The sequence below is a fragment of the Acinetobacter sp. D009 genome (assembly GCF_038562025.1).
Lineage (GTDB): Bacteria > Pseudomonadota > Gammaproteobacteria > Pseudomonadales > Moraxellaceae > Acinetobacter > Acinetobacter pittii.
In genome coordinates, this window is sequence record NZ_CP151886.1 from 1,538,831 (window position 1) to 1,563,603 (window position 24,773).

The window sequence follows — 24,773 nt, forward strand, 5'->3', positions numbered from 1 at the left end:
AATTATTTAGTCAACAATAAAGTTAATTATGGTTAATTTAATTTATTAACTTTAATTCATTTTTTATTAATTAAAAGAAAACCCACCATCGTGGTGGGTTGTAAAGAGTTTTTTTGATGGATTTTTAAAAATCAAATTCTTCTTGCTGAGTAGTTTTATGTTCAATAACTTCTATTACTTCAAATTCCGTTTTAAGTTTTGTATGAGCTAAAAATTGAATAGTCTTTAGTTTAACCTTAAGCAGATCACCTTTGCCAAAACGAAGCAATCCAGAATCAATTTTCTGCAAAAAAGCTTCGTCCGAAATTGATGCATTAATTGTTGACCCACCATTATTGAATCGCCACTTATTTTTCTCTTTAAAGGATATTGATTCAATCTGCAAAAAAGTCTCTGTAATGCTTTCACTTAAATGATCATCAATATCTTGAAATTTAAAATATTCAATTTCTTTTTTATCAATGAAAAGTTCGATATTTTCATCATTCATTTCCTTTACAACATAGAATGAATCAATCCCATCTTTACTTAATGGCTCTAACATTTTTTCGATATCAGATGCAATTACCTTGCTTCGATAGAGGCGTAATGCTCTTTTATCAACTTCTAGATACTCAGTCTCAGAATAAAAAACTTTTGTATTACCATCTGTTTCTTCTATTTTAACAGGGGGATTACCTTTAAGTTTTTTATAGATTTGAATTACACCAGCAGTAGTACCACCAAAAAAACCAACTAAGCCCAAAATCCCGCTTGCGTTCGCTAAAGCTGTTGCAGTAGGTCCGGCTAATAGATCCTTGATTTGATTAACCCAAGATAGGTGCTCAACAAACTCTATTCCAAAACAACCTGTTTTAAAATTCGCTTTAACATTTAGTTGAATTTCAAGCTTATCCCCATTGATCTCTTTGTTGGCATGAGTCAAGAGGTCACTTATAGCCATCATAGCAGGCGCAAGATCGCGAACATCCATAAGGTGCTCTTCAAGTGCCTTGCCATCATAAACTACATGGAATTTCTCACTCATATCATCATCAATCAGGTCTGTGTTGGTTATTGTCATAGTCTAACAGTCTGTATTTTTAGTTTCATCATGAGTTTGACAGCGGTTGTCGCACTCCTCTCCCGATATATTCTAAAGTACCGTTTCGGGACACGGTTTGATATCAACTTGGTCTCGATCTTCTTTTTGCTCTATATGTATATCGCATGCAATCAACTACTTGACCTACGAAATGACAATGTTCATCCAAAGGAATGATATTTGGTTCAAATTTAGGATTTAGAGCCTGTAGATAACGAGAGCCATCTGTTTCGATAACAAGCTTTTTAAAAGTTGCATCTTCAAATCTTCGAACCACAACCATATCACCAGATTGCATGTCACTATAGTAAACATCTGGATCTACAAGAATGTAATCTCCTTCAAGAAAATCTGGCTGATTACTTACACCCTGAACTTTTAAGTAAAAACAATTAGTACATTCATCAGGAAGAGGGATCCATTCCTCAACTTGCGAAAGATCAACTGATTGCACATTAGTAAAGGTTCCTGCTTGAACCCATGAAAGTACAGGGGCTAACGTTGCTGCTTTCTTGGAAATATTATTATCAATTTTTGGTTCTTCTTTACCCCCATATAATAACCAATCATCAGAAACTTCTAAGAACTTAGCAATAACTTTTAAATTATCAGCAGTAGGAACACTTACACCATCAAGCCATTTTTTTGCAGCAACTGGTGACTTCTTAGTAGCTCGCGCGAGGTCGGCAGCTTTTAGCTTTTTCTCATCCAATTTTTGCTTAATGCGTTGGTGTAAAGACATAACAATATTTCCAATAACATTAACTAATGTTAATACACCGTATTGAAACTATGGTTAACAAGTGGTAAATTCCATTTATTAACTATAGTTAACTTGGTGCAACCATGAATCTTAGTGACTTAATGAATTATCACGACTGTAAAAATAAAAAAGAGTTATCCAAAAAAACTGGATATTCCACTGTGACCCTATGGAAGTGGGCGAATAACGGAATACCGGCTAGAACTCAAGCCGTTTTACAAGTCAAAACCAAAGGAAAGCTTAAAGCAGACCTAGAAGTAATAACTGCTTAGGAACCACCATGAGCAAATTATCAATTGAACTCTCTGCAAGCGCCAGAAATGATGCATCTCGTATATTGCATGGTCTTGATTCAGGTAATCAAAAAGAGATTGCTGAAAAATTAAAGGTTGATCCAAGCACCATAACTCGTCTTAAAACAGACAAGAAAAACAATGGCTTGAATGAAATTGAAATGTTTTGCGAGCTATTGAGCTTACTTGGGTTAAAGGTTGTACCTAAGGATTATCAAAGTATTGATAAAGAAAGAGTGGCAGCTCTTTTGGTGATGTCTAAAAGCTGGATGAACCGTATTGAAACGGTGGATGACCTTTTCCATGACGAAATCAGCGGTCAAAAAGAGAAACTTGGATATTAAAAAACCACTATCTGCGCGAACAGAAGTGGTCTATAGGCATTCAATTGAGGTGAATCAAATGAACACAAACAATTTATCAGAACAACCAACCGAACTCAACTCACAAGAATTTGTAGTGGGTGACATGGTGGTGATTCAAAACCACATTATGGGACCGCTTGGTAGCGATAGTATTTTCTGCATCATAGAAATAAAAAGTGACTTTCTTGAAGATCATGTCTCTATGACTGATACCGATGGAAAGGTTTGGACATCTGGAGTGCAGTATATACGTCATGCCACTGTTGCAGAAAACCTATTAAAACGCCGATTAACTGCAGAAGAATTAGCGCGGGCGGAGGTGTCATGAATCAACAATTTAAACACCTTCCTGAATATAAGCAGAGAGAAGGTATTCAGTCATGGTATGAGCCAGCTCTTAATCTTCTAAACAAAATGCTTGAACGAAACAAAGCAAATCTCCGTAAGCGTGGATACAACGAAAACAATGCAGCGATAACACGCGAAGAGTTTAGACAAGAACTTGCTCGCCAAGGCCGCATTACTTTGTATTTGGCTGGGGAAATTGAAACGAGTTTGTATAAGGCTCAAAAGATTGAATACATGGGCGGATATGTAAAGCCTAAGGAGATGCAATGAATGAGCTGGCTTTGTTCTCGGGCGCTGGTGGAGGAATTCTCGCATCTTATCTCTTGGGATGGCGAACAGTGTGCGCAGTTGAACGTGATGCCTACGCGGCACAAGTTCTGGCGCAACGACAGAATGATGGAATTCTCGAAGCTTTCCCAATTTGGTCTGACATTACATCTTTTGACGGAAAACCATGGAGAGGAATTGTTGACGTTATATCTGGCGGCTTTCCGTGCCAAGACATTTCATCTGCAGGAAAAGGAGCAGGAATCGAAGGTGAACGTTCCGGCCTTTGGTCAGAAATGGCACGAATTATCGGTGAAGTACGACCTAGCTACGTGTTCGTGGAAAACTCACCAATGCTTGTTTCCAGAGGACTTACAAGAGTCATCAGTGACCTTGCCAAAATGGGGTATGACGCGCAATGGGCACGTTTTTCAGCATCTAACTTTGGAGCGCCCCATATCCGTGACCGAATCTGGATTGTTGCCCACTCCCAAAGCATCGGATGCGAAACCAAGAACGTCTCCAGCAGATTTCCTAAGGAATTCACCAGGATTGGAAACAGTAGTCAATATGTGGCCAACCCCAAAAGCATCCGACTGGAACAAGCGTGGAAATGTAAGCCGTCATCCGAGAAACGGCTTACCGGGTGCTGTCATGAACTTTCCGACTCCAACTGCGAGCGATGCAAACAAGTGGAGCAACGAGTCTTTAGCCGAACGCAAAGCGAAGGGTCGTCAGATCCGTCTCAATACAGCAGTTTCACCAGAGGGTGGGAATGGTGGGCGATTGAACCCGAACTGGGTCGAGTGGCTGATGGGGTGGCCAATCGGGTGGACCGACTTAAAGCCATTGGAAATGGACAAGTTTCAATTGTGGCGAAAAGCGCATTTGAATTTTTAGGGGAAGATCTATGAGCCTAGATGCCACCAAATGGGCTTGGGAAGTCCAATTCAGTGATCGTAAGGGCGGCAGTCTAAAGCCTCTTAAACGACTCGTCCTATTGTCACTAGCCGATCGTGCTGGTGAAGAACATACATGCTATCCGAGCGTTAAACGCCTAGAAGACGACACTAATCTTGACCGAAAAACGGTAATGAAGATTATTGCTGAACTAATTGAAGATGGTCTTATCGCCGATACGGGTGAACGCACGGGTAAAACCAAACAAGTAAAAATCTATAAATTAATTGGTGTGTTGGGACGTGAAAATAAAAGAGTACCAATAACGGGATACTTACTGCAGGAAAGTACCGATTTAAAGGGTACCAATGTTGGAACAGTACCAACAACGGAACAGTCCCATTGTTCTGAGGAAAGAGTACCAACAATCCCATTAAACAGTACCAACGTTGGGACACGGAATCTACCAAAGAATCTATCAGAAGAATCTAAAAATAAAAAAACATGGTTGAGTTTGAAAAAACTTGGTGAAGAAATTCGTTTGGCAACTGATCAGGAAACTTACGAGCAGATCAAAAACGCGACTTGGTTCGATCGAGAGTTACGTGCATTTGAACTCTACAACGCAGAGAAGAATCTTTGTGATGAACTCATGAACTACCACTTTGCAGATTGGTTAATCAACGCATGTGGCAAATACCAAGCTCGTGGACAAGTTAAAACTTCAAATACTAGAACACAGGTTCGAGTCCCGCAGGGAGAATCAAACACGCTCAGTTCAAAACAGATTTACTCATTTGCTCAAAAACTTTCTGTTCATCCAGAGTTTGCAAGCAAATACGCTGAAGGTAACGAAAGCTATGAACAACTTGCAGCACGAATCGCCGTAAAACTTAGTGATCCTCAGCAACAACAGAAATTAATGCCTTATCTCATTCAAGTTGGTTTCACTGGAAAGGGGGCAGCATGACATCAATGAGCCTTGCTGAATACCGTACAACATGTCCGAAATCTGAAAAAGTTAAAAAGGGGCGCAACAAGTTTAATGCTTTAAAAATTAAGTTGGATGGAATGACTTTTGACAGCGCTAAAGAATACAAACGGTATATCGAACTAAAGGCTCTACAACAACGAGGTGAAATTAAAGATTTGCAGCATCACACGAAATTTGAATTGGCACCTAAGACAAAAATCGAAGGGGAGAAACGAGCTAAACCTGCACTTAGGTATTTTGCTGATTTCAGTTACTACCTTATCAATGGTGAATACATTGTTGAGGATGTTAAGTCCGTTGCAACACGAAAATTGCCTAGTTACCGAAACAAAAAGCATTTAATGAAAACAGTTCACAACATTGATGTAAGAGAGGTTTAAAACCAATGAATATTAATATTGAAGTAAAGCACGGTGGTTTTTCACTTCTCGATTTAGCCCAAAAAACAATGGATGGTTTTAAAGAGGCAGTTGTAGGAACTGGAATTAAAAAAGGTGGTAACAATCCAGCTGCAATGATGATGCAAGGAATGCCAGCACATGTAACTGCGTTGTTGTGGGCATTAGTAAGAAGTACTGAAGTAGGAGACCGTCATTTTGCTTTGTTGCAAAACTTTTTAGTTACTGAGGTGCGTTTAGTCTTACAAAAGAAGAATATTAAATTCACTAAGACAAAACCAAAAGAGGTTGCAAAAGGAGTATCAAGATCTGCTATTACACAATTTTTATTTAAACGTCGTTCTTGTCAAAAATGTAAAGGGTTGAGATTAGAAAAAGCAGGAGAGACTTATAAACCATGCTCTGCTTGTAGATTTGGTTTAGAAGCTTATACACAAACAGAAAAGCACAAACTATCTAATTTAGAGGTTACAAGACAAACGTATCTTCAAACATATTTACCAATAGAATCCTGTGCTACGGAAATATTGTTAGATTGGTATATGGAATTAGATATGCATTTAAGAAAATACTTTAAATATGAAGTTGAAGAATACGATTTATGAGGAGTCTATTAGACTCCTCATACAAATTTTATACTGGAGAAGAATAACCTAATAATTCTGCAGTCTGCTGAACAGCTTTCGTACATGCTGGGGTCGCCAATAAAGATGCATATGTAATAGTTGTGCCAGCTAGCGCAGCGCCACAAGTTAAAGATTTAGTAAGGATAGAAATTTTATCTCTTATAGCTTGTTTCTCAGATTCAATTAATTCAGGATCATTATCAATTGTCATGGATATTCCAATTGTAGGATCTATAGCTGCACCATGGAGATAAACATTCCTAATTAAAATTGGCCACTTTCTTGCTAACACTCTAATTGATCCAGCGCTTAAGTCTCCTAAACTTAATACCATTGAAGAGCGTGGACTTGTTTTACTCTCAATTAAAACAATATATGGAGCTTTTCCTTTTGGATGTTGGCCTAGAATACGTGTAATTTCTTCTTTAGCTAATTTGTAATCATATACTTTATCAATAAATGTATTACATGTTGGTGGAGTTGTAGGGAAGGGGTAATCAAGATTTTTTACATACATGTATGTAATCACTTGATCGTCCAGTTTAGGGGCATTTTCTTTTTTTAGTACTTGATAAGCAAATGGTAAATCCATAAATCCTTGACAAAGTGCAAGATTTTTAGCCCTTTTTGTCAAATGTCCTATTTCAAATTTATCAGTCATTAGTAAATAAGCCCTAGGTGCTTGATTGTTTGAGGGATAAGTTTCTTTTAAGCCAAAGCTGTCCGTAAATGAGCGAGTATAAAAGTCCTTCTTATCTGGATCAGGTAGATGACTTCCATCAGATTTAGTTTTCCAAACAGGTACGGTTGCATTGTTAGCAACATGACTGTTGCCAGAATTTGAGCTACTGGTTATTCCGTTATAATTAACGGCACAACCTGAAAATATGAGACATGCTGCTAAAATAGAAAGATGCATCATTGCCATTTTTTTCATGTATTTCCCCTTTTTTATTGTTGTAACTTTTTAATGTTTATATTAATTAAATAACTTGGTTAAAAAATAGTCAATAAAATGTTGAAAAATAATTTGCTTGAATGACCTGCAAATTTAGGGTACATTTTTCCCATACTGGAAAAGTGTATCTAATACATGCCAGACAAAATTAAATGCTTGCCAATCGGTGAGCTTTTTTTATGTTATCCATACTAAAATTTCTAAAAACTAATAAGACAAAATTTATATTAAAAGATGTTATATGTTTTTTTAATTTTTAGTTACAAAGGATAAATAGCTGAATTTATATTAAAGTTCTAAATTAATTAAATAATAATAAAATAATGGAGATAAAAATGCCTAAAGCATGCTTTCAATGTAAAGGTGCTGGTAAAGTTCATCGTAGTCCTCAACCTCATACAGCTGGATGCATTTTTTGTACTCAATGCGAAGGATGTAAGGGGACAGGGGTGATACCAGATAATGCAACTTTATGCCATAAGTGTAGGGGAGAAGGAAGATATCACGATAGTATTCATAACCATACTCCTGGGTGTATTTTCTGTACACCATGCGCAACATGTTCAAAAAAAGGGTGGATTTAATATTATTTCTTCGATCAAGTAACTTGATCAGCTTTTACCCTTTTATTATGAGTAAATAATATTACGTCGAAAGTTTTTCATTTAATGACCCATTTCTTATCTAGATGTGGGTCTTTTAATATTTTTATTTTAATTTGCTGAGGTTATTACGGCACAAAAGGGCCCCGCTAAATATCGATTATTGGCGGGGCTTTTATTTTATTCTATTAAGATTGAAGTAAATTAATTTACTATTGAGAATACAATGGCTTACGTTAATTTTGTTGTTGCAAATTGAATAAAAAAACCTCATTATTAAGCAAGTTTGATAATGGTATAGTTTGTATGAAATTAGTCCGGTTAGAAACAACACGACAATTAGATGGTTCATTTAAACTGCAATTTAATGATGATGGTATAACTCCATCATATCCAAATACTATTAATGATAGTGGCGTAGATGTAGCTTCAGGAAAGGTTAGTAATGATTCTATTTGGTATCACTTCTTGGATAGAAATGAGACAAGATATCTAATTTATTTAAATGGTTATCATGGTCGAATAGATGGTAATGAAATTCAAAATCTTGAAAAAGCCCTTGATAATTTTCTGGAAAGCTAATGGTTAAATTTCTTTACAGTCCCGCCAATTGCTGAGTTTGAGCGCAGGGACTGATGAAATATTTTATTATAGTGGTGATATATTGATCAAGAAGGACTTTACAAATGGGCGCTAAAGCTTTCGAAAATTTCTCAGCTATTGAAGTGATAGGTCAAATTAATTGTGGTTTGGATAATATTAGTAATCCATTCATTATTGAAGAACCAGCTAACTTGTTTGAAAAGAATGTTCAAATGGATGTACTCAAATATTTTGAAGGTTCAAATACAAATGTAGATATAGATCGGAAAGATGGATATCTATTTTTTATAGCCAAAAGAGAACTAATTTAAACCACTCTTGGGTGGTTTTTTATTGCCTAGTTGGAGTAAGTATGACTGAATTTCAAAAAATCCCTTATGAAATTGGATAGCTCCAAAGAGAGCTTATCCATTTGTGAAGCTATACAACGAAAGGATTAAGTACTGAACAGATCGCTCAATTAGATGAGCGATTTTTTTTGACAATTGAAAAATTGAACTTATCTAAAAAGACTTAAAGATATAGCAAATAATAATAATATATAAAAAATTACTTTACATTTTAAGTTTATGAATTATAACAAAAAACAAGTTTATAAATAAGCTATTATTTTTTGTTTTAATAGAATAATTTATAACTTCAATCAAAAAAGGGTGGTAGCTATGTTTATCGATTTGAAAAATGGTACATGTATTAATGCAGATGAGGTCTTTGGAGCCTCATTTGGTAAAGCGTCAGGTTCTTATGTTATTAATATTACTTTAAAGGACCATGGACCAACTCAACAAAGTACTACAAAAGCTCCAAATGTAAAATCTATTGAAGTGAAGTTTGATGAAGGAATTCAGGCAAATGCTTATATAAAGAAATACTTCAATATTGATCATTATTTTGATTGAGTATCAATGAAAATGAACCTCCTATGGGAGGTTTTTTAATGGGTAAAATATGGACGATAAAGAATACTTTTGGCTTACACGAAAAAAAGAACCTAAAACGAAACCCAAATCTAGACCATTGCCTAAGGCTAAAGAAAAATATCTTGAAGCTGAAGAAACTTTATTTCAAGAACTAGAAGAGCATCGAATTGGATATCGAAGAAAATTTCAATTTGAATCAACTAAAAATTGGCGTTTCGATTTTTATATTGTGAAGTTGAATCTTCTTATAGAAATTGCTGGCAGTCCTTGGGCAGTTGGTCGCGGCGGCACAAAAGTAGCAAACGCACTGAGTAAATATGATCTAGCTCTAGATCGAGGGTATGAATTTGAGCGTCTTGAACCTCATCAAATTGAATCAGGTTATGCAATTAACCTGATTAAAAGTGAATTAGCGAGAATTGAAGATGGAACAGATCCGACCATTTCCTCCAACTGACTTTATTGATCAAGCTGAAGAAGAGGAAGCAATCCGTATAACTCCAGCACCAGATTTAAAGAAGTGGGTTATCGCTAATTATTTAACGATTGGTGGACCTCTTCATAACCCTGATCATGATCATATTGCTGAGCTATTGCATGATAAAGAAGAGTTCTTGGCATTTGCTTGGGCTTCTTCTGCTTATAAAAGCAAACAAGCTATGGTATTAGGCCAGTGTGAAAAAGTTATGTTTAATGTCGGTGGCTGGCGCAAAGCTCGTCAAGAGCAACAAATGCGTGATTGGTTCGGAGCTGTTCCAACATACTTAATTACAGTCGATGCTTCATTTTGTGAACGGGCTAACGATACTGAATTTTGTTATTTGCTTGAACATGAGCTGTATCACATTGGCGTTATGAAAGACGAAGATGGCGAGATCCTTTATAGCGATAATACGGGGCTACCTAAACATTATTTAGCTGGTCATGATGTTGAAGAGTTTATTGGTGTAGTTAAACGTTATGGACCAAGCAAGAACGTTAAGCGGCTTATTGAAGTCGCCAAGAATCCGCCGTTTGTTTCGGATCTAGATATTTCAAGATGCTGCGGAAACTGCGTAATCAACTGAGCCGAATGGCTCTTTTTTTTGCCTATTTTGTTTTACGTAGTTTTACGAAGGGGCAATTATGACAACACTTAAAGAGCCTATAAAAATCTTTATAGTTCAGTCTCTTGCTTGCTTTGATACCCCTCAGCAGGTTGCAGATGCTGTAAAACAAGAATTTGGAGTCGAAATTCTAAGGCAACAAGTGGCGGCATATGATCCAACAAAACCAGCAGGTAAAAACTTAAGTAAGAAACTTACTACTTTGTTTAATAAGACCAGGGCAGATTTTCAAAAGAATGTTTATGACATCCCTTTAGCTAATAAAGCTTACCGACTCAAAGAGCTTCAGAAGATCTATGAAGACTGGAAGAACAACAGGCTTATGAAGCAAGGGGTTATTAAACAGGTTAGGGAAGAAATGCAGGGTTACGACCTCATGCTTTTAAATCTTGAGTTAAAGCAACTTGAGATTGAAAAGTTGAGAGAGGGTGAAGGTGATGAAGATCCAACACCAGTCAAGGTAACTATTCAAGTTGTAGATGCGAGTAAAAAAGATGCCGAACATCAATCCGACACTGAATGTACCTCAGGCTAATTTTTTGCAGATGGAAAAGAAGTTCCGCGCATTTGTCGCTGGCTTTGGATCGGGAAAGACTTGGGTTGGATGCTCCAGTTTATGCAACAAAGCTTGGGAATTCCCAAAAGTACCTTTAGGTTATTTTGCTCCAACTTACCCGCAGATTCGCGACATTTTCTTTCCAACTATTGAAGAGGTTGCTTTCGATTGGGGGCTTAAAACTAAGGTTTATGAAACCAATAAAGAGGTGGATATCTATTATGGTCGGCAATATCGAACGACAATCATTTGCCGGTCTATGGAGAAACCAGCAACAATTGTAGGTTTTAAAATTGGCCACGCCTTGATTGATGAACTTGATGTTATGGCCAAGGTCAAAGCTCAACAGGCTTGGCGTAAGATCATCGCACGTATGCGTTACAAGCAAGCTGGTTTGCTCAACGGTATTGATGTGGCCACTACACCTGAAGGTTTTAAGTTTACATACGAGCAATTTGTTAAAGAGGCAAATAAATCAGAGGCTAAGCGTAAGCTCTATGGAATGATTCAAGCTTCAACTTATGACAATGAAGCTAATCTTCCAGATGACTACATATCATCACTTTATGAGTCTTATCCGCCGCAATTAATTTCAGCTTATCTAAGAGGGCAGTTTGTCAATTTAACCAGCGGTGCTGTTTACCCGGACTTTGATCGTGTTCTAAACCACACAGATGAAGAAATTAAGAAAGGTGAACCTTTACTCATAGGAATGGACTTTAACGTACTTAAGATGGCTGCTGTGGTTTATGTCATTCGAGAAGGGAAGCCAAGAGCTTTAGATGAACTGGTTGGAGTGAGAGATACACCGACCATGTGTCAATTGATTAATGAACGCTTTCCAGATCACGATATTACCGTGATTCCAGATGCTTCAGGTCAGGCAACATCTTCAAAGAACTTCAGTGAATCAGATCATGCAATCTTAAAGAAAAATGGATTCAAAGTGGAAGTGAATGGTGTGAATCCCGGAATTAAAGATCGTATTACTGCTGTTAATGCACAAATCCTAAATGCCGAGGGTGAACGACACTTAAAAGTGAACACAAATAAGTGCCCTAACTTTACGGCTACTTTAGAACAGCAAGTCTATGATGATTTTGGAATGCCAGATAAAAGTGCTGGTTTGGACCACGTGGGGGATGCTGGTGGTTACCCATTAGCTAAGCGGTTCCCAATCATCATTCAGAAAGTATTTAAACGGCGCAAGATCGCTGGTTATTCTCATTAAACAACGCACCTTTTTAGGTGCTTTTTTATTGGTGTTTTTATGGCAGTTACTGATAAACATCCGCAGTATATTGCTGCGCAAAATGCCTGGTTGATTATGCGTGATGCCGTAGCTGGCGAAGAGCAGATCAAACAGGCACAGACCAAATACCTCTCTAAATCGGCAGGGATGATTGAAGCTGAAAAGCAGGGTGATACGACTGGAGAGATTTATAAAGCTTATCTAAGCCGTGCTCAGTATCCTTTATGGGTTCAAGATTCATTACGTACGATGATTGGTTTGGTTTCAAAGCTAGAGCCGAATATTGTGATTGAAAGCTCTTTGCTCAAAGGACTGATTGATAACGCAACCAATGATGGGTTTGGATTAAAACAGCTTTTCATTCGTATTTGTCTGGAGCTATTAGTATTTGGCCGCTGCGGATTGATGGTAGACGTCGATGATAAAAGTGTTCCTTATTTTGCTTTATATAATGCTTTATCAATCATCAACTGGAAAGAAAACAGTATTGGTGGTCGTAAGGATCTGAAGCTATTAGTGCTCGAGGAGCAATTTGATAACAGTGAAGATGAGTTTGGCCATGATACTAAAACGGTTCACCGTGTTTTATCCATGATTAATGGAGCCTTGGTAGTTCGCTTGTTTGATGGTTCAACTGAAGACGATAAAACGCCCACATTGGGCGGTAATCAGCTATCGTTCACGCCGTTTGTATTCTGCGGTACCACAGATAATTCACCAGATGTTGGCACAGTCCCTCTTTTAACTATGGCAAAAGCAGCACTAAAGCATTACCAGCTTAGTGCCGATTACTTCCAATCACTTCATCACACAGCACATCCACAACCTTGGATTAATGGTTTAGACGGGGATGAAGATGATGATATTAGTGTTACAGGTGTTATGGCTGTCTGGAGCTTACCTAAGGAATCACAATGCGGTTACTTGGAAATTTCTGGCAGTGGCATTGAGTTAACCAAACAGGAAATGGATTCTCAGAAAAATGCAGCTCTTGAAGCTGGAGCTAAAGTTGTAGATACCAATACACAAGAATCAGGTGAAGCGCGCCGTGCACGTCAGGATGATCAGCATGCAAGCTTACATAGTATTGTGATGTGTGCAGCAGCAGCCATTGAACAAGCTATTAAATATGCTGCTCAATGGCTAAAGCTGGATCCTTCAAAAAATGCATTCACGGTAGAGCCTGAGTTTATTGTCCAGAAATACGATATCAATCTGGCTAAGCAGCTTTATGAAGGTGCTATTTCTGGTAAGAACTCTTTTCAGACGTATTGGGAATATATCGCTACTGGGAAGTTACCAGCTCATGATTTTAAGGAAGAGCTGAAGCGTGTTGAAAGTGAGCGGTATAGTATGCCGTTGTAGAGGTGAGACATGACTTCAAAAGATAAAACCTTGATCGAGGTACTTACACAACATCAAGCATATTTATATCGAACTTCTTCTCAATCAGTTAATGAATTATTAACAATCTTTAATGCTGAGTCAGCCTTAATGCTGGCAAAGCTTCGAGATTTGTTGGATGAGTTAAATGATTCTGAAAAGGTGGCACTTGCTAGTGGCCAATATACAACTACAAACCTCAAAGAGATTCGGGATTTAATTTCTCAGTGGTTTACGGCAATTAATACTTCATTACCTGAAGCATTCGCGGTTTCTGCTACAGCATTAGCGGTATATGAGGCCAACTACACGGCAAAACTATACGGCGGAAAGATTAAACAGCCTAATGGAGACAAGCTTTATAAGGCTGCTAAAAAATTCCCTTTAGTAGGCGGGGCCTTGGTCGACGACCTTTTAACAAAGTTGGCTGAAAGTGCTCGTCAAAAGGTTGAATATGCGATTCGGGATGGGATTAGTTCAGGTAAAACGAATCAGCAAATTGTTCAGCGCATCGGTGGAACTAAACGCCTTAACTTTGAGGATGGTCTATTAACCAGTTCTAAATCTGATATTGATCGTACAGTGAGAACAGTTCGCAGTCATGTGGCCAATCAAGCTTATCTCAATAGTTTTAACCAGATCGGTTTTGAATACGTAAAACTGGTAGCAACGCTGGACGGAAGAACATCCAAACTTTGTGCATCATTGGATGGATCCGTATGGGAGATTAACGATCCAGCTAAACGTGTGCCGCCGTTGCATCCTAATTGCCGCAGCATTCTGGTTCCAGTTGAGAAAGATGGTCGCCTTGTAGGAGAACGCCCGTTTGTCATGGACGAACGTCAAGTTAAGGACATTCCGAAAGATGAGCGAAGCCAGTTAATAGGGCAATTGGATGCCAACATCTCTTTCAAAGAGTTCTTTAAGAAGACAGACGATTTCTTTCAAAAAGAATGGTTAGGATCCAAGCGTTTCAAGCTCTATAAAGATGGAAAATTCGATTTTGATAAGTTCTTCGATCCAGAAGGGCGGCTTTACACATTGGACCAACTTAGAAAGTTGGATGAACAAAGATTTAAGGAGCTTGGAATTTAAAAAAGTTAGGAATCTTGAATTAATTTGCAAGAAAAGTATATTTTATATCCTTTGAATTGGAAGGGATAAAATTTGTGAATGATTCATTAAAAGTGGATGGGTTTAAAAAATTAAGGGTGATTTTTTATACTGAGCTTTGTATAGTTATTATTATTAATTTAACTTCAATGAGCATGGCTTATTTGTTGAATGGGGTTAAAGGGGTTGAAAAAATCGTTTTTTCCTTAGGAGATCTATTCGATAGAACAAACCTAATAACAATATTAATTTGTATAATCATTGGTTCGCTTTTATATGGTTTTTTCTACCTATTCGCTTTTAAAAATAAAGAGATGATAAAAGGAGTCTCAGATGGACTAATAGATACCTCAGTAGCTCTTTTTAGGTTAACAGCTGGTATTCTTATAGCTTTTACAATCCTACATTCCATTGTTGATGGTTATAGGCCTAGCCTAATTTCTTTTCTATTTCATGGTTTAATATGCATTCTCATCACCACGGGAATTGTAGGCATGAAAAAGCATTTATTTTCTAGACCAGTTAGACCGCTTAAATAAAAAGAAATTAATTTTTTAAATATCCCAAAGCCCTATTACAAATAGGGCTTTTTTTATGCCTTGAGATAAGGTTTTACCCCAATCAAACGAGAGGTTTGAACATGTCATTGCCATTTATTGTTGATTCACTTGATGCAATCAAAGAAGAGCACCGTGCTCTATATGTTGAGGAAAACGGGAAGTTTCGCCTTGATTTAGACGGCTACGAAGATCCTAAAGGACTTAAAACTGCACTTCAAAGCGAGCGTGATGCCGCTAAGGATGCAAAACGAAAACTTCAGGAACTTCAATCTCAATTTGAAGGGATTGACCCTGAAATCGTTAAAAGAGTCTTTGCTCAGCTTGATCAAGATGAAGAAGCCAAGCTAATTGCTGAAGGCAAAATTACAGAAGTGATTCATAAGCGCACCGAGAAGATGCGTGAAGAACATGAAAAGGTACTTAAAGCCGAAAAAGACCGTGCTGACAAAGCTGAAGCTTATGCAAATAAGTTTAAGGAATCAGTAATTCAAGGACAAATCGTTCAAGCGGCTGTAGAGCTTGAAGCATTAGCTGAAGCAACAGGTGACATTGCGTTTTTAGCTAAATCAAAGTTTGCATTAGATGAAAACGGTAAAGCGGTTGCTGTTGATGAAAACGGCGAAGTGGTTATTGGCAAAGATGGCCAAACACCGCAAACCCCAAAAGAGTGGGTTGAATCTCTACGTGAGCAAAAGCCGTACTACTGGCCTAAGGCGAATGGTATGGGGGCACCAGGTAGTGCCAATACAAAAGGTCAGGTCGACATTCTCAAACCAGATGGTTCGGTGAACTTAACCAAATTGGCGCAATTGCGAAATGAAAATCCGCAGTTAGCTAAAGAACTAGCTGCAAAACACAATATTAAACTTTAAGGAGTAAAGCCTAATGGGTGATACCAAAATTGCTGATGTAATCGTACCTGAGTTATTCACTCCGTATGTTTTAAATAAAACCGCTGAGAAATCTGCCTTATGGCAGTCTGGCATTGTGGGGGATCTTGAAGAAGATGTAGCTTTCGGTACGAAAGGCGGTACTACTGTAAATATTCCTTTTTGGAACGACTTAAGTGGTGAATCTGAAGTTCTTTCTGATCAAACCCCTTTAACTGTAAATAACATTACTTCAGGTCAGGATATTGCAATTCTTCATGCCCGCGGTAAGGCATGGGGGGCTAACGATTTAGCAAAGGCATTATCTGGCGACGATCCACTTGGAGCGGTTGGGGATCTTGTAGCAGATTATTGGGCCCGTGAGTTTCAAGGTTTTACCGTGAATACCCTCAAAGGTGTTTTTGGCGCTGCAAGTATGGCAAGTAATGTACATGATATTTCTGCAGAAACAGGGGCCGCAGCGATTATTGATGGTCATTCTTTTGTTGATGCGTCATATAAGCTTGGCGATGCGGTTGACAAATTAACGGCGATTTCAATGCATTCATTCACTATGTCAGCTTTATCTAAGCAGGGCTTGATTGAAACCGTGCGTGATGCTGATGGGGTTTTACTCTATAAAACCTTTATGGAACGCCGTGTGATTGTTGATGATGGCATGCCCGTTGATGGTGATGTGTTTACTTCTTTCTTATTTGGTCAAGGCGCTGTGGGCTTCCAAGATATTGGCGCTCCAAATGCGGTTGAAACTGATCGCGACAGCCTTGCTGGTGTAGATATCTTGATTAACCGCCGTCACTTTGTGCTGCATCCACGTGGTGTTAAATGGGCAGGACCAAATGGAATTGCTCCTAAAAATACTGGGCTTGCAACTGGTACTAACTGGGAGCGTGTATACGATCCTAAACAGATCCGTATTGTGGCATTTAAGCACAAAATCAAATAACTAAAAGGCGGGTAACACCGCCTTATTTTTTGGAGATCCTTCTATGGGACTTTCATCATTTAACCGTGCACGGGAAAGACAACAAATGACTGAAGCAAAAATTACAGAGCTTGAAGAACAGCTAGAAACTGCAAAAGGTGAATTTATTGCATTTCAGAATGATCCTGAAGCAATGAAAGCACGTATTGCAGAGCTTGAAGAGGGTAAGGGTAATCCAGATCCATTAGATGGCCCTACACCAGGTGATTATGAAAACTGGAAGGTCGACCAAATCAAGGCTTATCTAACTGACAAGGGCATCGAGTTTAAACAGTCGGCATTAAAGCCAGAATTGATTGCTTTAATTCCACAAGATCCAAAGGAATAATTTATGAGCTTTATCACTGAACAAGAAGCGATAGAACATGTTGAAGGCTTTGATGCTTTATCTGCCAGTGATAAGGCTCAATACCTCCAAATGGCCGAAGCATATCTTTTAGCACGTAACGTTAAGCCTTATGAAGATGCTACCCAAGTACCTGAACCTTTAAAAACGGCCTCCTATCAAATCATCAAGGGCATTATGAAAGGTGATCTATATCAAGGGCAGGAACAGGCACTAAAACGTAAAAAAGTCAAAGCTGATACGGTTGAAACTGAAAATGAATACCAGGACGGATCAGTAAAACTGAGTGCGACTGAGCAATTTATTCTTGATTTGATCAAACCATATTGCAAACGAAAATCCGTCTTTTTTGTCAGGAAAATCTAATGGGCTTACGTGAAGAAATTCAGGCAGATATTGCTGATGCATTTAATGAAGATTTAGCGGACGCCGTTCATACTTTTACATGTGAGCGGAACTCTAAAACAAATTGGGATCCTAAGACTGAAACTTATGTTGAAGTTAAAGAAAATTATTCTGGCCGTGGCGTTCTGTTTGGCTCATACAGTCAATATGAAATACAAACGCTTGGAGTGCTGGCCACAGATAAAAAAGCAACTGTGCTTCAAAATGAAGTGACAATGGTGCCCAAAATTGATGATGAATGGCTAACAACCTCAGGCTCATTCCGTGTTATTCATATTCAGCAAGATCCTGCCTCAACTATTTGGAAATGTCAGTTGAGAAAAATTTAGTTATTGAAAGATAACATTTTAATTGATTTAATTATATTTCATTAATTTAAATAATGTTGATCTTTATGCAAACAATTAAATATGACAATTTAACTAATAGTCTTCTTGAGCCTTTAATTAAAGGAAAAAAATCTTTTGAGATTTTAGGTGCGGGAGGAAAAATTAAAGAATGTGTAAATATGGTTGAAAAATCAATTGAAAGTAATGGGTTAACTTGCCGTGTTTATACTGAAGGGCGTATTGCGGGAGTTGCTTCAGGTGTTTTAGTTGCTGGCTTAGGGGTTGCAACAGCAGTAGGCATAGCGGCTCATAATCTATTTACATTTAATCCTGACTATGAAATAGGTAAAAATCTTGTAAAGAATAAAATTACAGTTACTTTTAAAAAAGAGCCCAAAAAGTAATTTAAAAAAACATAAACCCACTTCGGTGGGTTTTTTATTGGAGTAATTATGACTTGGACTGCACATGAGGTCTATGACAGCGTTCAGGTTGTACCTGATGATGATTTAAAACCTCATTCATTTTTTCACTGCGCATGCCATCCCGAATATGTGGATGGCATTTTTATTCATAACGCATTTGATGGCAGAGAGGCGACTGAAACACCTTTGCCAAGTTGATAGGTCAGGCCATGGTTAATACTGATTATGTACCCGAGTGGTACATCTCACCATTCCAACATGTTCAATACACATTAGCTCGAAATCAAATTCACATGGATCTGTTATTTGAAAACATGAATCAGGTTGACCCTTTCTTATCTATTGAAGGCGCAGCGGCACAAGTTGATTTCTATTCTAATGGTGCTTATGCAGTTGTTCAGTTGGGTGATACCTCAGAAAGAAAAGTGAGAGAGATCTATGGCTTGCTATTACATGAAGCTGTTCATGTTTGGCAGAAAGTTAAAAAGCTCATGGGAGAAAATGAGCCTAGTTCAGAATTTGAAGCATATTCGATTCAAGCGATTGCTCAAGACCTTTTTAAAATGTATGAAGAAAGCGAGGTAAATAATGGGATGGAAGGGGAAAAAGCCAACTGATTTCAGTTTTGATGTGGCTAAAACAGCAGAGGACAAGGTAAAGAAAATTACTATGGATGCTGTTCAGTCTTTAGTTGTTTCAAGTCCCGTTGATACGGGTGCTTATCGTGCTTCTCATATTGTTTCGATTGGATCTGGTGACTATGGTGTGCGTGGATCTGAAACAAACGCCGTGCAAGATGCAGCTATTCAAGCCGTTAAGTTTAAGCTGGGCAATTTGGTCTATATCCAGAACAACCTTCCATATGCTGAACGCCTAGAGAATGGTTGGTCTGATCAAGCACCACAAGGCATTTACAACACCACGTTTACTTATATTTCTCAAAAGTACGGTGGTTAAGATGGCAATGACTTTAGAGCAGACGAGGCAAGCTATTATCAGCCGTATGCAAAGCTTTACAGGTATTGCCCAAGACAGAATTCAGTATCCAAATGCTCCGGGTTTTAAGGTACCAAAGGACGGCGTATGGTGCCGTTTAACAATTGCAGGTGGTCCGAGTTTTACCTCGGGTATTGTTGACAAACCGTGTACACGGCGAACAGGCAATATTATGATTCAATGCTTCGATCGACTACATACTGGAGAGAAAGCGATTACCGAGCTCAGCGATGCATTACTGGCTCATTTCGAATATTTCAGTATTGATCATCTGGAATGTCTGCAGGGGCAAGCCATCAATGCAGGCAAGGATAGCGAGTTTATCCAGTACAATGTATCAGTACAATTTAGAGTTAATTAAAAATCATGAAAAGTAAGAGCCTATTTATTGCACTATTATTATGTTTATCGAGCAATGCGTTTGCTATTGCAGAAACTACACCTACGCCTACCGAAATATCTAATGGAATATATTGTGAGAACATTGGTAAAGTTGCTTTTTCTACTTTTAACGCTAAGTGGGCTAATGTTAGTAAGGATGCAATAAAATTAGTATTTACAAGTTTTTTGGGTGACGATTATAGAGATGATGTGAGTGATGCGGTAGATAAGGTCTATGATTTTCCTGAAGTAAGCGAAAAAGATGAAAATAGCATGCTTGCTATGGTGAATTTTCCACGCCAAGTGGAGGAGGAATGTTTGAGAGCTAAAAATGAGCCAAAACAACAATAAAGATAAGTTTAGTGGTGCATTTAGTGAATAATTTGAACTAAACAAGGTGAATTGATATGTCATGTATGCTGACTTTAGAAGAAATCGAAATTAAACGGCAAGAACTGGAACGACATTTAGAAGATATTATGTCTGTTGAGCTGAAGAAGTGGCAAAGCGAAAACAAGCTATGTGTTTCCGATGTGAATATCCGTTTAGCAAACGTTCAGTGTATAGATGGTCCAAAACATAATATCGTTACTGGAGTCAGTGTAGATCTCGATTACAAGCCTTAAATTTTAGAAATAAGATCCGCCAAAATGGCGGTTTTTTTATGTCTTATCCACTACCACCTCATCGGTGGCTTTTTATTTTTACAGGAATCACTTATGAGCAATTTTTGTTTTAAGCGTGGTGACACATTCAACTTGAATTTGCAGTTAGTCGATGTCGATGATGCGCTGCAATACCCAGCCAATGATGTACGACGCGCAATTGATTTAACCGGGTATGCATTTACTTCACAGGTTAAAACTTTAGATGGAGTCGCAGTTACACCTTTAACTTGTGCTGCATTAAGCCAGAGCACACAAAAAGGCTGGTTGAACGTGAAATCAACTGCCAGTACAGCTGCATGGCCATTGGGTTTATGTCAGATGGATATTAAAGCGGTTGTTGGTGGTGTTATTCAACATACTGAAACTTTGACTTTCCAAGTCATTGAGGGAGTAACAGCATAATGGCAAATCTAGTTTTTAAATTTTCATGGGATCATCGGCCATTTCAATATAACTCTGCTCAAGGCAAGCGGCAATTTATGCTGCCTTTTGCATCTGGTATTCCAAACCTAACGCCAGACTATACACAAGTGACAGGACTAGGCACTGCCGCTACAAAGAATGTTGGTACAGGAAATGGAGAGGTTGCAACTTTTGGTCCATATGGTGTCGCTGATTTTGGATATGGAGCTTCACCAGCGTCAGAACCTGAAACTGATCTAGATGTTGCATATAAATCGGGTACACAAAAAACACGATTTAAAAATGCGCCATCTAGCATTTATACAAATCAAATTGTTCCTGGTTACGGGCCTTCACTTGTAATTACCAGGGGAGGACTTACAGGAACGGAGTTATTCTTACCTTATTACACCTCAACACGTGCCAATTATATGGCCGTGATTGCGTGGAGTTATAACACTTCTACTGGAAATCTAAGCAAGACTGAACAAATCGTATATACCAGCAAAAACAATATCGTTTATGCCACTGATAATACTGCAACAAGCGGAAAGCTGGTTACTGTAGCAAATACAGGTGAATTGAGCTCAAAAGGCTTCACCGTCGACTCAAACGGGGTTTATAAGGCAGCTTCACCAATTGTAAGACTTTTCGCTGACTCACTTGAACTCAATGAAGATGCTTCTAAACAGCCAATTAGTTTTGAAAAGATAGATGTTGGTGACTACCTCATTAAAGATTCATTAGGTTTTGCCAAAGAGGGCTGGTATATCGAAATGCCGAAGGATGCTAACGGGAATGTAGTTGTTGCGGTGTCTTACGAGCAGCTTGAAGATGGAGACATTTCAGTAAAAACCTACAAGAAAAAGTTCGATATCGAAACAGCTTCAATTGTTCCTGATTTTGATAATCCAGTAGATATTCCAGAGTCTCGCTGGATTGATATCCGTTTGCATGAAGAACCTGAACCAGAACCTGAAGAACCGTTGAGTGAAACACCAGTTGAGTTTCAGCCAACCAATTTATCCGAAGCTGTAGCAGCAGCAATGAATAATATTGAGCCGCCTCAGGCTTCAGATGAAACCAAATAAGAACTCGCTAATTTAGCGGGTTTTTTTACGCCCTTTTTTATAACGACCCGCTGATGAAGCGGGTTTTTTTATGCCTAAATTTTGGAGAACAACAAATGAGTTCAGGCTCAAAAATTCGTTTATATGCTTGTGAAGAAGCAGTATTAGGTACAACTCCAGCGAATCCAGTCTGGTACACCGTTCGCCGTGTATCAGATGGTTTATCTGAAAACGTTTCAACTGAAGAAAGTAGTGAGGTTGTAGATTCTCGCTTCCGACAAGGTGGTGTAGTTACAGAAGCAGAAGTGGCAGGTCAGTTAGAGTTTGAGTTATCGCTAGGGACATTTGATCTATTCTTAAGTGCTTTAGCCTTCAATAACTGGGCTGCAAATAGCTTAACAATTGGTGGTACAGTCCGTAAATCATTAACCTTGGTGAAAGTATTTGAAGATGTTGGTCAGGTCTTTATTTACCGTGGAGTTCAGGTTAATACTGGTGAAATCACGATTCAGACCACTGGTAAAATCACAGGTAACTTCGGTTTAGTAGGTAATTCATTTACCCGTCAACAAGTAAACCCGGTTAACAATCCTTTAGCTGCATCAAGCCGCCCATTGGTTAGCATGCCAAACGTTGAAAACTTGCTAGTTAATGGCCAATCTATTCAAGGTAAAGCGTGTATGCAGTCACTCACGCTTTCAATCAATAATAACCTTGAAGCGATCCGCTGTATCGGTTCAGGCAAATACACTCCAGAGTTTTACTTAGAGAAAATGATGGATATTGAAGCGAATGCTTCATTCATGTTCTCAGCTACAGCAGCAGGCTGGATTGATGCCATTAAATCCCGTGATGTATTTACACTGGCCTTTGATATTAAAGACAGTAAAGGAAGTAAATACTCTTTCAACTTCCCGCAGCTAGAAGTTATGGAAGCAAATCACCCAGACGGGGGCGGTGATGACATCATCACTTTAGATATCAACTTTGCTCAAGTGCGAACAGCTCCAACGATTGTGCGTGCTCTTGTGTAATTCAAATTAATAAACCTTAGAGCCTATGGAATCCCATGGGCTTTTTTTATTTTCTAAATTTTCGAGGTAGTTATGGCTTTAAAAGTTGGAATTGTACGAAGTTCAGAAGTATCGAAGTGGTGTACGTTTGAAACTGCAGGTGGTCAAGCAGAGTTTAAAATTCGTGGGATCGGCTATAAACCTTTTCAGGTTGCATTAGAAAAAGCTGGGAATCAAATTTCATCAAAAGGCTATGATGTAATGGCAAAAGATGAAAACGGAAAGCTTTACCACGAGCTTTTATTGGATGCAGCTGGAGCTCATTTAATTGAGGACTGGAAGGGCGTAGTTTTTGCTGAAGTAGAAGGTGATGATACAGTTGAAACTGAGCAACCTTATACCCCTGAGAATGCATCTAAGCTGCTTAACTTAGGTGATATTGGCCTACTGATCTGGACATTCATTAAAGAGCATGCTCAAAAGATCCAGGAAGATGCAGATAAAGACAAGGCGACGATTTTGGGAAAGTCATCGAACTCTACAAGTATCGAAAAACCTATGCGTCGAAAACGCCGCACGAAATCGAACAAATCAAGTTCTTAGGTGGACATGTTCCAGATCCACCAGAATATTCTTATGCGGCTGACTCAATTCTTGCAGCATTTAGCACGATTATTAGATCTAGACGATATGAGCAGGGTGTACCTCTATCTTTAGATCAGCAGGCTATCAATGTATTTGCTGAGCATAATGATTTACCTGTTGATGCTCATATCTTTAACGACTGTATTTTTGCTTTAGATAATTTATTTATTGAAGAAGTTCATAAGAAGATTTCTACCAAATCCAAAAAGCAATAAAATAGCTATCTACGTGATAGCTATTTTAGTTATTGTGCAACACCTATCCTGATGTCTACAAAAAACAGTATATGCCAGCATTACTGAAGCTCTCACCTAATGTATATACAAAGGAAACGCTCTTAAGGGATTATGAGGCTATGATGAAATTCTATAAAAAAGGTATTATCGTTAATTGCGGTTGAAATCATTTATAATTTCATCACTTTTATACTTTCAAATAAATATTTTAATACATGGATCAATATGAAAATTCTCTTAAAAGTTTTATTAAGTTTATTATTCTGTTTTGCGCTTAATGTTTATGCCAATGATCCTAAAAATTTAGTCGAAGTAATGCCTCCAAATTTACACTGGAAGCAAATCCCTAAAATTAATATTAGCGATCAGGAACTTCAAGGATATGACAGAGAGGTTGTTGTAGGTTTTTTAGCGAATGAAAAGGGTAAAGTGATAGATACGACAATCATTAAAAGTAGTGGTATTGAATCTCTAGACAAAAAAAGCTTAAAAGCCATGAAGAATGCTAGCTTTTACCCTTATCAAGAAAATGGTTTTTATGTTGGTTTTTATGGTAAGCAGCCATTCAGTTTTGATGTTTCTAGAAAGCCAATTTTTGAATTTTTTCCTGAAATTAAGGTTAATAAAGATGATCTTAAAGGGCAAATCAGATATATGAGTATTTATTCAGAAGCAGATGATAATGGCAATATCACAGTTGCAAAGATTCAAAAAAGTACCGGCTTACAAGAATTGGATAATTTTGTTTTAGATGAATTCCGTAAAAAAGCAAAATTTTTCCCTCTGATAATTAACGGAAAACCTTATCCGATTAGTGATACTACAAATTTAACATTAACGAAATTTTTTACTCTTCATTACTAGAATATTATTAATTTAATAGATACTGAT

38 protein-coding genes are annotated in these 24,773 nt (G+C 38.0%); 35 read left to right on the forward strand and 3 right to left on the reverse strand.

The window, feature by feature from the left end:
- Positions 1-124: 124 nt before the first annotated feature.
- The gene (locus AAC388_RS07195) at positions 125-1,063 is read right to left on the reverse strand and encodes a hypothetical protein (RefSeq protein ID WP_342371398.1); all 939 of its coding nucleotides are present in this window, start codon (positions 1,061-1,063) and stop codon (positions 125-127) included.
- Positions 1,064-1,166: 103 nt separating this feature from the next.
- A complete protein-coding gene (locus tag AAC388_RS07200; protein WP_342371399.1) occupies positions 1,167-1,826 on the reverse strand; it encodes a LexA family transcriptional regulator in 660 nt (219 codons plus the stop codon).
- A gap of 104 nt (positions 1,827-1,930) precedes the next feature.
- Here AAC388_RS07200 and AAC388_RS07205 point away from each other — a divergent pair, with 104 nt between their 5' ends.
- From AAC388_RS07205 to AAC388_RS07240, 8 genes are read left to right on the forward strand one after another with little or no spacing between them, the layout of a single operon-like run.
- Positions 1,931-2,119: a hypothetical protein gene (locus AAC388_RS07205; RefSeq protein WP_342371400.1), complete on the forward strand. Its 189-nt coding sequence runs from the start codon at positions 1,931-1,933 to the stop codon at positions 2,117-2,119.
- Between the two features lie 8 nt (positions 2,120-2,127).
- Positions 2,128-2,484, forward strand: a complete 357-nt coding sequence (locus AAC388_RS07210; RefSeq protein WP_342371401.1) for a transcriptional regulator — start codon at positions 2,128-2,130, stop codon at positions 2,482-2,484.
- 58 nt (positions 2,485-2,542) lie between these two features.
- Entirely contained in the window at positions 2,543-2,833 is a 291-nt protein-coding gene (locus tag AAC388_RS07215; RefSeq protein ID WP_342371402.1) for a hypothetical protein, read from the forward strand.
- The gene (locus AAC388_RS07220; RefSeq protein WP_342371403.1) at positions 2,830-3,123 is read left to right on the forward strand and encodes a hypothetical protein; all 294 of its coding nucleotides are present in this window, start codon (positions 2,830-2,832) and stop codon (positions 3,121-3,123) included. Before AAC388_RS07215 ends, AAC388_RS07220 begins: the two co-directional genes overlap by 4 nt.
- A complete protein-coding gene (locus tag AAC388_RS07225) occupies positions 3,120-4,034 on the forward strand; it encodes a DNA cytosine methyltransferase (RefSeq protein ID WP_342371404.1) in 915 nt (304 codons plus the stop codon). Before AAC388_RS07220 ends, AAC388_RS07225 begins: the two co-directional genes overlap by 4 nt.
- A complete protein-coding gene (locus AAC388_RS07230) occupies positions 4,031-4,990 on the forward strand; it encodes a helix-turn-helix domain-containing protein (protein WP_342371405.1) in 960 nt (319 codons plus the stop codon). Before AAC388_RS07225 ends, AAC388_RS07230 begins: the two co-directional genes overlap by 4 nt.
- Entirely contained in the window at positions 4,987-5,394 is a 408-nt protein-coding gene (locus AAC388_RS07235) for a DUF1064 domain-containing protein (protein WP_342371406.1), read from the forward strand. Before AAC388_RS07230 ends, AAC388_RS07235 begins: the two co-directional genes overlap by 4 nt.
- 5 nt (positions 5,395-5,399) lie before the next feature.
- A complete protein-coding gene (locus tag AAC388_RS07240) occupies positions 5,400-6,017 on the forward strand; it encodes a hypothetical protein (protein WP_342371407.1) in 618 nt (205 codons plus the stop codon).
- Between the two features lie 28 nt (positions 6,018-6,045).
- On the opposite strand, the gene AAC388_RS07245 is transcribed toward AAC388_RS07240, so the two are convergent.
- Positions 6,046-6,975, reverse strand: coding sequence for a hypothetical protein (locus AAC388_RS07245; protein ID WP_342371408.1), 930 nt, complete (start codon positions 6,973-6,975; stop codon positions 6,046-6,048).
- Positions 6,976-7,904: 929 nt separating this feature from the next.
- Between AAC388_RS07245 and AAC388_RS07250 the strand changes: the two genes are divergently transcribed.
- The 27 genes from AAC388_RS07250 to AAC388_RS07380 all read left to right on the forward strand — a co-directional run bounded on the left by AAC388_RS07250 (position 7,905) and on the right by AAC388_RS07380 (position 24,746).
- The gene (locus tag AAC388_RS07250) at positions 7,905-8,180 is read left to right on the forward strand and encodes a hypothetical protein (protein ID WP_342371409.1); all 276 of its coding nucleotides are present in this window, start codon (positions 7,905-7,907) and stop codon (positions 8,178-8,180) included.
- Positions 8,181-8,284: 104 nt separating this feature from the next.
- The gene (locus AAC388_RS07255) at positions 8,285-8,512 is read left to right on the forward strand and encodes a hypothetical protein (protein ID WP_342371410.1); all 228 of its coding nucleotides are present in this window, start codon (positions 8,285-8,287) and stop codon (positions 8,510-8,512) included.
- Positions 8,513-8,863: 351 nt separating this feature from the next.
- The gene (locus tag AAC388_RS07260) at positions 8,864-9,100 is read left to right on the forward strand and encodes a hypothetical protein (protein WP_342371411.1); all 237 of its coding nucleotides are present in this window, start codon (positions 8,864-8,866) and stop codon (positions 9,098-9,100) included.
- A gap of 49 nt (positions 9,101-9,149) precedes the next feature.
- Positions 9,150-9,578, forward strand: coding sequence for a hypothetical protein (locus AAC388_RS07265; protein ID WP_342371412.1), 429 nt, complete (start codon positions 9,150-9,152; stop codon positions 9,576-9,578).
- Positions 9,547-10,188, forward strand: coding sequence for a putative metallopeptidase (locus AAC388_RS07270; protein ID WP_342371413.1), 642 nt, complete (start codon positions 9,547-9,549; stop codon positions 10,186-10,188). Before AAC388_RS07265 ends, AAC388_RS07270 begins: the two co-directional genes overlap by 32 nt.
- 58 nt (positions 10,189-10,246) lie before the next feature.
- A complete protein-coding gene (locus tag AAC388_RS07275; RefSeq protein ID WP_342371414.1) occupies positions 10,247-10,762 on the forward strand; it encodes a DUF2280 domain-containing protein in 516 nt (171 codons plus the stop codon).
- Positions 10,722-12,014: a terminase family protein gene (locus AAC388_RS07280; protein WP_342371415.1), complete on the forward strand. Its 1,293-nt coding sequence runs from the start codon at positions 10,722-10,724 to the stop codon at positions 12,012-12,014. The genes AAC388_RS07275 and AAC388_RS07280 overlap by 41 nt, the downstream gene beginning before the upstream one ends.
- A gap of 39 nt (positions 12,015-12,053) precedes the next feature.
- Positions 12,054-13,400: a DUF4055 domain-containing protein gene (locus AAC388_RS07285; RefSeq protein ID WP_342371416.1), complete on the forward strand. Its 1,347-nt coding sequence runs from the start codon at positions 12,054-12,056 to the stop codon at positions 13,398-13,400.
- Between the two features lie 9 nt (positions 13,401-13,409).
- Entirely contained in the window at positions 13,410-14,513 is a 1,104-nt protein-coding gene (locus tag AAC388_RS07290) for a minor capsid protein (RefSeq protein WP_342371417.1), read from the forward strand.
- A 74-nt stretch (positions 14,514-14,587) separates the two neighbouring features.
- Positions 14,588-15,070, forward strand: coding sequence for a hypothetical protein (locus AAC388_RS07295; protein ID WP_342371418.1), 483 nt, complete (start codon positions 14,588-14,590; stop codon positions 15,068-15,070).
- 101 nt (positions 15,071-15,171) lie between these two features.
- Positions 15,172-15,963, forward strand: a complete 792-nt coding sequence (locus tag AAC388_RS07300; RefSeq protein ID WP_342371419.1) for a hypothetical protein — start codon at positions 15,172-15,174, stop codon at positions 15,961-15,963.
- A gap of 13 nt (positions 15,964-15,976) precedes the next feature.
- Positions 15,977-16,927, forward strand: coding sequence for a major capsid protein (locus tag AAC388_RS07305; protein WP_342371420.1), 951 nt, complete (start codon positions 15,977-15,979; stop codon positions 16,925-16,927).
- A gap of 43 nt (positions 16,928-16,970) precedes the next feature.
- On the forward strand, positions 16,971-17,294 hold the full coding sequence (locus AAC388_RS07310) for a HeH/LEM domain protein (protein WP_342371421.1): 324 nt from the start codon (positions 16,971-16,973) through the stop codon (positions 17,292-17,294).
- A 3-nt stretch (positions 17,295-17,297) separates the two neighbouring features.
- Positions 17,298-17,678, forward strand: coding sequence for a hypothetical protein (locus AAC388_RS07315; RefSeq protein WP_342371422.1), 381 nt, complete (start codon positions 17,298-17,300; stop codon positions 17,676-17,678).
- On the forward strand, positions 17,678-18,046 hold the full coding sequence (locus AAC388_RS07320; RefSeq protein WP_068563066.1) for a glutamate 5-kinase: 369 nt from the start codon (positions 17,678-17,680) through the stop codon (positions 18,044-18,046). The genes AAC388_RS07315 and AAC388_RS07320 overlap by 1 nt, the downstream gene beginning before the upstream one ends.
- Before the next feature lie 65 nt (positions 18,047-18,111).
- A complete protein-coding gene (locus AAC388_RS07325) occupies positions 18,112-18,450 on the forward strand; it encodes a hypothetical protein (protein WP_227063303.1) in 339 nt (112 codons plus the stop codon).
- A gap of 48 nt (positions 18,451-18,498) precedes the next feature.
- Complete coding sequence (locus tag AAC388_RS07330) at positions 18,499-18,669, forward strand: hypothetical protein (RefSeq protein ID WP_171258602.1); 171 nt, start codon at positions 18,499-18,501, stop codon at positions 18,667-18,669.
- Between the two features lie 11 nt (positions 18,670-18,680).
- Positions 18,681-19,088 (forward strand): hypothetical protein, encoded by a 408-nt coding sequence (locus AAC388_RS07335; protein ID WP_342371423.1) that lies wholly within the window; start codon positions 18,681-18,683, stop codon positions 19,086-19,088.
- Positions 19,060-19,428: an HK97 gp10 family phage protein gene (locus tag AAC388_RS07340; protein WP_342371424.1), complete on the forward strand. Its 369-nt coding sequence runs from the start codon at positions 19,060-19,062 to the stop codon at positions 19,426-19,428. Before AAC388_RS07335 ends, AAC388_RS07340 begins: the two co-directional genes overlap by 29 nt.
- 1 nt (position 19,429) lies before the next feature.
- Positions 19,430-19,828, forward strand: coding sequence for a hypothetical protein (locus AAC388_RS07345; protein ID WP_342371425.1), 399 nt, complete (start codon positions 19,430-19,432; stop codon positions 19,826-19,828).
- A 5-nt stretch (positions 19,829-19,833) separates the two neighbouring features.
- On the forward strand, positions 19,834-20,199 hold the full coding sequence (locus AAC388_RS07350) for a hypothetical protein (protein ID WP_078220492.1): 366 nt from the start codon (positions 19,834-19,836) through the stop codon (positions 20,197-20,199).
- A 56-nt stretch (positions 20,200-20,255) separates the two neighbouring features.
- Complete coding sequence (locus AAC388_RS07355) at positions 20,256-20,474, forward strand: hypothetical protein (protein ID WP_068563072.1); 219 nt, start codon at positions 20,256-20,258, stop codon at positions 20,472-20,474.
- A 93-nt stretch (positions 20,475-20,567) separates the two neighbouring features.
- Positions 20,568-20,918, forward strand: a complete 351-nt coding sequence (locus tag AAC388_RS07360; RefSeq protein WP_227063305.1) for a hypothetical protein — start codon at positions 20,568-20,570, stop codon at positions 20,916-20,918.
- Entirely contained in the window at positions 20,918-22,009 is a 1,092-nt protein-coding gene (locus AAC388_RS07365; RefSeq protein WP_342371426.1) for a phage tail protein, read from the forward strand. The genes AAC388_RS07360 and AAC388_RS07365 overlap by 1 nt, the downstream gene beginning before the upstream one ends.
- 95 nt (positions 22,010-22,104) lie before the next feature.
- Entirely contained in the window at positions 22,105-23,022 is a 918-nt protein-coding gene (locus tag AAC388_RS07370) for a phage tail tube protein (protein WP_227063308.1), read from the forward strand.
- Between the two features lie 72 nt (positions 23,023-23,094).
- A complete protein-coding gene (locus tag AAC388_RS07375) occupies positions 23,095-23,604 on the forward strand; it encodes a hypothetical protein (RefSeq protein ID WP_227063311.1) in 510 nt (169 codons plus the stop codon).
- A 503-nt stretch (positions 23,605-24,107) separates the two neighbouring features.
- Positions 24,108-24,746, forward strand: a complete 639-nt coding sequence (locus AAC388_RS07380; RefSeq protein ID WP_227063312.1) for a TonB family protein — start codon at positions 24,108-24,110, stop codon at positions 24,744-24,746.
- The last annotated feature ends 27 nt before the right edge of the window (positions 24,747-24,773 follow it).